Genomic DNA, 8577 nt, shown 5'->3' with positions numbered 1-8577 from the left:
AAAGAAAATGCTAGAGATATTATGCATAAAAGTTACACTCAAATATTAACGAAAACTTAGTTTACAATGTATTAAGTACTAATGCAAAAGTTATGGAACTTTTTAATGAAGAATTAAGAATGTAGAATAATGGGTCGTAAAAAGGTTTTTATGGTGGTTATTAAGCCACATCAAGAACCATAATTCTTCATTCTTCCCTCTTAATTCTTCATTCAAAACGTCCCTTTTCTTTTGCCCTGGTACTTAAGTACCAAATCAAGATTTATAGAATGTAATCTAGTTTGGTATTCTTGGCAAATTAACAACTATAATTGTCCCTTACTATGAAAAAAGTAACTCTTATTTCTATTATTCTTGGGTGCTTATTTATTTTTTCGTGTGCAAAAAATGAAGAGCCCACACCTTTAGATCTTACGACTTTAGATGCTAATGCATCGGATACTACTTCCAGTAGTCAAAACCTAGACGCTTTAATGGGAACTTTCAAAGGAAGCTCACACCCAACATCAGGAGGAGTGACCATTGAGAACAATACTTTAAAATTGCATGATGATTTTAGATCTGACTCTGGTCCTGATTTATACATTTATCTAGCACAAGAATTGAATGGAGATGGTTTTGTTGATTTAGGATTGATGAAAAGTACTTCTGGGGAGCAGACATACAGCATTCCTGCAGGAGTTGATTATTCTAAAAACAAATATGTTTTGGTATGGTGTAAGCAATACAGTGTGTTGTTTGGATATGCCGAAGTTCAATAGTTAAGAGATGTTTCAAGCATGCTCTAAAAAAAAGAGATCAGATTCTTTACTTTCTGATCTCTTTTTTGTTTCAGCCCTAAGTTAAAAAATTATTATATCTCAGAGATGTTTCAAATATGCTCTTAGAATATGTTATATACAATCAAAGCCCCGAAGTAAGCTAGAGCACTCATGTAAGTGAACTGTACAAGTGGCCATTTCCAGCCTTTAGTTTCTCGTTTTACAACTGCTAATGTAGCCATACATTGCATGGCAAATACATAAAATATCATTAGAGAATAGGCTGTTGCTTTCGTAAATTCATTTTCACCTGTAACAGGGTTGATTGCTGATGATAGCTTTTGTCTCAGTGGCGTGATATCGTCTTCAGCAGAACCTACACTATAAATTGTAGCCATCGTTCCAACAAATACTTCTCTTGCTGCAAAAGACGTAACTAATGCAATACTGATCTTCCAGTCAAAACCTAGCGGTCTGAAAACTGGCTCAATTGTTTTACCTAAAATTCCAACATAAGAAGCTTCAAGCTGTTTAGAAGCAACATAATCGGCAGAGGCTACTTCATCTAGGTTTAAATCCTGTAATTCAACTTCAGCTTTTGCAGTAGCATCATCAATAGAATCACCCGGGCCGTATGTGGCCATAGCCCATAAGATAATTGAAATTACAATAATGACCTTACCAGCTTCAGTGACAAAGGTGCTCACTTTTTCACTCACCGTTAAGGCTACGTTTTTCCAGTGCGGTACTTTATAACTAGGAAGTTCCATTGCCAAAAAGGAAGGAGCATCTGATTTCAATATCCATTTAAATACAATACCGGCAATCAAAGTGGCTACGATACCCAGTAAATATAACCCCATGAAAGCTAATCCTTGGAGGCTGAAAATTCCACCTACTGTCTCGTCAGGAACGGCAAATGCCACTAAAATAGCGTAAACTGGAATCCTCGCTGAACAAGAAATCAAAGGTGTTACTAAAATCGTAATCATTCTTTCTTTCCAGTTGCTGATGGCTCTAGCCGCCATTACGGCCGGAATAGCACATGCGCCGCCAGAAATCAGTGATATAATGGAACGCCCGCTCATACCAAATTTCATCATCATACGGTCAAACATGTACACAGCACGCGACATATAACCCGATTCTTCCATCAATGAAATCAAGAAGAAAAGAATAGTAATCTGAGGAACAAAAACGAGTACACCTCCTAATCCAGCAAGTACACCGTCTAGTAATAGATCAGTTGCCCATCCTTCCGGTAAAATATTTTTTAAGTATTCCCCTAAATTGGCAATTCCCGCATCAATCCAATCCATAGGAGCCGAGGCCCATGAGAAAATCGACTGGAATACAAGAAGAAGCAATGCAAAGAAAATAAAAGGACCAAATACCTTATGAGTGATGATTCTATCAATCTTGTCAGTCATGGAAGAGGAATTCAACTGATGGTTTTCCTTTACCACATTCTGTACTAATGGACTGATAAAATTATAACGTTGCAGTGTTTCATCAATCTGAAAACGCATATCATTATATTCATGCTCATCTCTGATTTTATGAATATTCTTTTTGGTTTCAGGTTTTAAAAAGCTCAGATCATCTACATGATGTGCCCAAAGTGAAGCTTGATAAGGGTTTTCAACAGGTTCACTTTTCAGAATCGCATTGATTACCTGTTTTTCAGCTTCATTTTTCTGAAATGCATAAGCCTCAGCTGTTGCCGTAGGTTGTTGTAATACATCTATGATTGCTTTCTTCAATAAGTCAATACCCTCACCTGTTCGTCCGTTGATAGAAATAACAGGAATCTCTAATTTCTTAGAAAGCTTATCTATATCTGTCAATTGCCCTTTTTTCTCCGCTATATCACTCATGTTGAGCCCAAGTACCACAGGAATATTCAACTCTTGTACCTGAGATAATAAAAGAAGGTGTCTTTCTAAGTTGGTAACATCAGCAATATAGATGATCGCATCAGGGAAATCTTTTGAGTTTGGATTGGCAAAAGTATTCAATACTACTTTTTCATCAGAAGAAGTAGGATATAAACTATAAGTACCAGGAAAATCAATGACTGTTGCCGTTTGACCTTTGCTCAAATTAGTAGAACCCATTTTTTTGTCAACCGTCACACCAGGAAAGTTGCCGACTTTCTGACGCAGTCCAGTTAATTGATTGAAAACGGATGATTTCCCCACGTTAGGATTTCCAAGTAGAGCAATTTGAAGTTTATCTGCGTTCATATATGTTATTTCTCCGAGGTGGTCGTTAAAACGGTTTTAGCTTCCTGATGCCCAATGGCGAAAGATTGATTGTCAGATTTTAAATACAGTGCACCTTTAAAGGGAGCTTTCCTTATTACTGAAACAGGTTTACCGGGGTAAAGCCCTAATTCAATAAGTCTGCTGCCAATGACTTTGTCTTTAAATTCTGTAATAATGCCAATCTTGCCTAATGGAAGGCGATCTATACTCACTAAATTGTTTGTAATACCCATGTACCTAATATGGAGTTTTATTTAGACTTATTATTGATTGCCAAAGGTACAATTACAAAGCAATATTTAAAACAGAACTGATATAAACATTACAATTAAAGAAACCAAATTTAAGTTTTTATCAATTTTTGTATAAATTGAAGAACAACGCATACATAAATGAACAACATGCAATCCACAACAGACTATCAATTCATCTCAGAAAATCTATACGTTCCTGTAAAAGACGATCAGCTTTTCGTCAAAAGGTACACGCAAACTACAGCAAAAGAAGCCATTCTTATGATCCATGGCAGTATGGAGAGCGGAAGGATCTTTTATTCATTAAGTGATAAAGGATTAGCACCATTTCTTGCAGAAAAAGGCTTTGATGTCTTTGTGCCTGATTTCAGAGGAAGGGGAAATAGTACGCCTGCAGTCTCTAGGCAAAGTAAAAACAAGCAAATTCACGCTATAGAAGAAGAAATACCGACATTATTGCATGAGATAAGAAGGCATCACCGTTGGGATGTGCCTATCCATGTGATCGCTCATTCGTGGGGTGGTGTTTGGATGCTGGCGCATATTGCACGTCATCAACAGTTGAACATTGCTTCTATGTGTTTTTTAGCAACCAAAAGGAGTATCGTGGTGGATTCTTTTAAGAAAAGGTTTGAAGTGGATTTTGTGTGGAGTGTCGTTGCACAGTTGATGACAAAGATCTATGGTTACTTTCCTGTGAAAAAAATGGGAATAGGGCAGGAGAACGAATCCAGAGGGGTGTATGAAGATTGTAAGAAGTGGGTGTATGCTACCGATGAATGGATTGATCCGAGTGATCAGTTTGATTACCTCACCGCGTTTAAGAAAGCTAAAAATATTCCTCCTACTTTATATATGACGGGAAAAAAGGAATATTACTTAGGGCATCAGAAAGATGTGAGGCGATTAATGAAAGAAGTAAATAATCCTGAAGATAAATTTATGTTGCTTTCCAAAGAGAACGGCTATGCTCTGGATTATGATCATGTGAATATCTGTACAGCCAAGGAAGCGGTGCAAGATCATTTTCCAATCATTTTTGAATGGTTGAAAAATAGAGGGAAAGCGAAAGCTTAGACATAAAAAAAGCACTTCCAATTGCTTGAAAGTGCTAAAACTGTTGGGCGAACGATGGGATTCGAACCCACGGCCCCCGGAACCACAAACCGGTGCTCTAACCAACTGAGCTACGATCGCCGTTTTAATGCGATGCAAATATAGCAGGTTTATTTTTAATTACACAAGCCTTTTTGCATATAAAAAGCGATTTATTTTATAAATCGCTTAGATTCAGTGGAAAAAAGTGGGCTCATGACCCTGTAAAGGGTCACGAGCTGTATAAACATCCCACATTATATTAAATCCCTAATTACTTAAGGAATAACATTTCAGAGTATTTCGGTAATGGCCACTGAGCGTCATCAACGAATAACTCAAGACGATCTACTGCTTCACGGATAGTGTCGAAGTATTTGTGCTTGATGCTATCGCAGAACTCAACAGCTTGAGCATTAGTGTCCTCGATTTCAAGAACTCTATCACGCTCGATTACCATTGCTGCAACACCTTCTTTAGCAGTCTTCATGAAACCAGTTACTTCAGAGATAGTAGTAGTGATTGCAGAAGCGTCTAAACCAAGGTCTTTTAATTTAGCAGCCGAGTCAGCTAATGTAGAAACATAGTTAGCAGCAGCAGGAATTACTTTGTTAAGTACGATTTCCTCCATTGCTTTAGACTCGATATCGATCTTAGTAGAGTAGATCTCTGACCATACATCGTGACGAGCTTCGATTTCTCTTTCGCTGAATACGTTGTGCTTAGCGAAGATTTCTTTTGCCTCTTCAGCAATGAAGAAATCAAGAGCACGAGGAGTATCTTTTACGTTAGAAAGACCTCTTGACTCTGCTTCGTCAACCCACTCTTGAGAGTAACCGTCGCCTTCGAAACGAATAGCTTCAGATTCTTTGATGTATTGAACTAAGATCTCACGGATCGCAGCTTCTTTGTCTTTACCACCAGCGATAGCAGCATCAACTGAAGCTTTGAATTGAGTTAATTGCTCAGCTACGATTAAGTTCAACACTGTCATTGGAGTTGCAGTGTTTTGAGTAGAACCTACTGCACGGAATTCGAACTTGTTACCAGTAAATGCAAATGGTGAAGTTCTGTTACGGTCAGTGTTGTCTAACTTAAGACCAGGGATCTTGTCGATACCTAATTCGATGAACTCATCGCCACCTTCAGCATAAACAAGTTTACCAGACTCAGTAACTTCGTTTAAGAAGTCAGTCAAAGTAGAACCTAAGAATACTGACATGATTGCTGGAGGAGCTTCGTTTGCACCTAAACGGTGATCGTTACCCGCTGAAGCAATTGACGCTCTCATTAAGTCACCATAAACGTGAACCGCTTTGATAGTGTTAACTAAGAACGTTAAGAAATATAAAGAACCTTCCGGTTGGAATAAGTTACGTCCTTTATTAGTGATTAATGACCAGTTGTTGTGCTTACCAGAACCGTTCAAGTTAGCGAAAGGCTTCTCGTGAAGTAAAACAGCTAAGTTATGCTCACTAGCAACTTGTTCCATAACATCCATCATCAACAAGTTGTGATCTACAGCTGTGTTGATTTCTTCATATAATGGAGCTGCTTCGAATTGACCTGGAGCTACCTCATTGTGACGTGTAGTTACAGGAATTCCTAATTTATGACATTGTAATTCAAAGTCTTTCATGAATGCTGCAACACGTGGAGCAATAGAACCGAAGTAGTGGTCATCTAATTGCTGTCCGTGAGGAGGCTTAGCACCAAATAAAGTACGACCTGCAATATATAAGTCAGGACGTGCAGCGTAGAAAGCTTTGTCTACTAGGAAGTACTCTTGCTCACAACCTAATGAAGCAGAAATACTTGTAACACCTTCTTCGAAATATTGACAAACATCAATTGTCGCTTTGTTAATAGCTTCTTGTGCTTTTAACAAAGGAGTTTTGTAATCTAATGTATCTCCAGTGTAAGAAACGAAGATAGTAGGGATACAAAGCGTTTTGTTTGTAATGAAGATAGGTGATGAAGGATCCCAACCAGTATAACCACGTGCTTGGTTTGTTGCACGGATACCGCCGTTAGGGAATGAAGAGGCATCTGGCTCTTGTTGAGTAAGTGTTGAACCTTTGAAAGTTTCAATACCTTTTGTGTAATCAAAGAAAGAGTCGTGCTTCTCTGCAGAAGATCCAGTTAGTGGTTGGAACCAGTGAGTGTGGTGTGTAACACCTTTAGAAACGGCCCATGTCATTACTGCAGATGCAACAGCGTCAGCAGTAGCTTCGTCGATTTTAGTACCATACTTTACTGCAGATTCTACTTTCTTGTAGATAGCTGGAGCAAGTGCAGCTTTCATTTGAGTAAGACCGAAACAGTCCTCGCCAAAATAATCTGAGATTTTGTTAGACGGTGCTTCAACTTCTTTTGCTGTTCTAGCTGAAGCTGTCTCAAGGGCGTTAAAACGAAGATTTGTCATTGTAATGTGAGATTAAAAAACTATTGCTCGAACGTTCTAAATAACGCTAATAATAGGTTAGGAAGTTTGTTCGTTAGCAGAAGTCGTTATAATTTGTTTACGGTGTAAATATGACTCTGATTTTTAAAAAAATCAAGAAAAAATTGAATTTATGGGTAATTTTTAATCTAATCAGGTGTTAATTAATGATTTTTTTAATGAACGCCTATAATTTTTAAAGATTTTGATTAGAAGTGAATTTTCTATAAAAAATATCTATTTGCAGGAGTAATCGTAAGCTTTTTCTCGAAAGTGATTATAATATTACCCTAATAGCCGAAAATGTAGATGTATATTTTGTGGAGTAGGGTGTTTTTTTTACTACATGGGTAAAAAAGAAAGCCGATGCGATAAAATCGCACCGGCTTTTCCGTTGTATCTATAATAATTAATTATTAGAATGCATATACAACTGCTAAAGTACCTTGAGTAGCTGAACCTGTTGGTTTATTGTCGCTATCAGAGAATACATCCATATCAGCAGTATCCATTCTTAATTCTGGAATTACCATTAATGGACCTAAAGCAATATTACCTGTTAAAGTGAAAGCATTGTAAGAAATACCTTCTTCAGTTGTGTTATTGCTATCAACATATAACTTAGCATTGTCTTTGAAGTTTTCGTAACGTAAACCTAAAGCAAATGTCTCAGTAAATGCATATTGTAAGTAAGTTGCTACACCAGTGTATAGTTGGTCGATTTGAGGACCTGTAAAGTTTCCGTCATCATCAGTATCTGTAAATCCGTTTTCTTTATCAGCCCATGCAGCGTTAAGTCCTAAGTAGAAAGCATCTGTGATTTGGTAACCAGCAGTTAAGTCAACAACAGTTCTAGTTGAAGAGTGGAAACCATTTAAGTAAATATCAAGACCGTCTACTGGAGCTACATATAATTGAGCACCTAAACCACTCATACCTAATGATGGAGAAGCATTGTATGAATCCCATTCGTTAGTGTATACACCTAACATTAATGCTACTTTGTCAGAGAATGCATAGTCAAATTTTAAACCAGCATTTTGGAAAGGACCATTAGAGAATAAATATGAAGTAGAGTAGTTGAAGTTACCTGTTGGAGAGATTACTTCATAACCAACGAATGTACCCATGAAACCAGCAGTAGCTGATAATTTATCACTTAATTGGTATGAAGCATATAAGTTTTGGATGTGGAAGTTACCGTCACCAATTGAACCATTACTTCTTGGACCAAAAGATAAATCTGCAACAAATGATGCTTTACCTAAAGATTGTGATAAAATAACGTTAGCCATGCCTAAATTGATTGAGTTCTGACCTTCGTTAAAACTTGTACCGATATTCATTGCTTCAGTACCAGCAAAATCATAGTTGTAGAATAAATCTACTGAACCTGAAATTGATAATTTATTTCCTTCGTCTTCTGCTTCAGTTTCTTCCGTAGTTGCTTCAGGCTGAACTTCAGCGTTATCGTAGTTATCTTGAGCAAATGCCATTGAACCTGCCACCATTAGTGGAGCGATCAAAGAGAATAATTTAGTCTTCATTATTGTAGAAAAATTATAGAGGTGAATAATAAATTTTTTAAGCAATAAACAATGCACACAAAATGTTATTGCTTGAATGTAAATGCCATTACTTGTGGTAGTAATGAGATTGAATAAGTGAGATGAATAATAATCGTAACGGATATAACGGATTCCGTATACAATATTTTTTAAAGGAGGAGGGAAATGATATTCCCTCCTGAATGTTTA

Annotated in this window: 6 protein-coding genes and 1 tRNA gene; 2 read left to right on the top strand and 5 right to left on the bottom strand. The window is 37.2% G+C overall.

Annotated elements, in window-relative coordinates; all coding sequences use genetic code 11:
- The first annotated feature begins 323 nt into the window (after nt 1–323).
- Complete coding sequence (locus HHU12_RS25630) at nt 324–761, top strand: DM13 domain-containing protein (protein ID WP_169659588.1); 438 nt, start codon at nt 324–326, stop codon at nt 759–761.
- Between the two features lie 122 nt (nt 762–883).
- Here HHU12_RS25630 and feoB read toward each other — a convergent pair whose 3' ends face one another.
- On the bottom strand, nt 884–3007 hold the full coding sequence (feoB, locus tag HHU12_RS25625; RefSeq protein ID WP_169659587.1) for a ferrous iron transport protein B: 2124 nt from the start codon (nt 3005–3007) through the stop codon (nt 884–886).
- Between the two features lie 5 nt (nt 3008–3012).
- Entirely contained in the window at nt 3013–3261 is a 249-nt protein-coding gene (locus tag HHU12_RS25620) for a FeoA family protein (RefSeq protein ID WP_169659586.1), read from the bottom strand.
- A 159-nt stretch (nt 3262–3420) separates the two neighbouring features.
- On the opposite strand from HHU12_RS25620, the gene HHU12_RS25615 reads away from it, so the two are divergent.
- Nucleotides 3421–4359, top strand: a complete 939-nt coding sequence (locus HHU12_RS25615) for an alpha/beta fold hydrolase (RefSeq protein ID WP_169659585.1) — start codon at nt 3421–3423, stop codon at nt 4357–4359.
- 46 nt (nt 4360–4405) lie between these two features.
- Here HHU12_RS25615 and HHU12_RS25610 read toward each other — a convergent pair.
- From HHU12_RS25610 to HHU12_RS25600, 3 genes are all read right to left on the bottom strand, one after another.
- A tRNA-His gene (locus HHU12_RS25610) sits at nt 4406–4479 on the bottom strand.
- Nucleotides 4480–4651: 172 nt separating this feature from the next.
- A complete protein-coding gene (locus HHU12_RS25605) occupies nt 4652–6802 on the bottom strand; it encodes a glutamine synthetase III family protein (RefSeq protein ID WP_169659584.1) in 2151 nt (716 codons plus the stop codon).
- A 434-nt stretch (nt 6803–7236) separates the two neighbouring features.
- Nucleotides 7237–8367, bottom strand: a complete 1131-nt coding sequence (locus tag HHU12_RS25600; RefSeq protein ID WP_240971122.1) for an outer membrane beta-barrel protein — start codon at nt 8365–8367, stop codon at nt 7237–7239.
- Nucleotides 8368–8577: the final 210 nt, after the last annotated feature.

The sequence above is a fragment of the Flammeovirga aprica JL-4 genome (assembly GCF_012844305.1).
GTDB classification, from domain to species: Bacteria; Bacteroidota; Bacteroidia; order Cytophagales; family Flammeovirgaceae; genus Flammeovirga; species Flammeovirga aprica.
The sequence above is the reverse complement of the archived record's forward strand: the minus strand, read 5'-3'. Positions and strand labels throughout refer to the sequence as shown.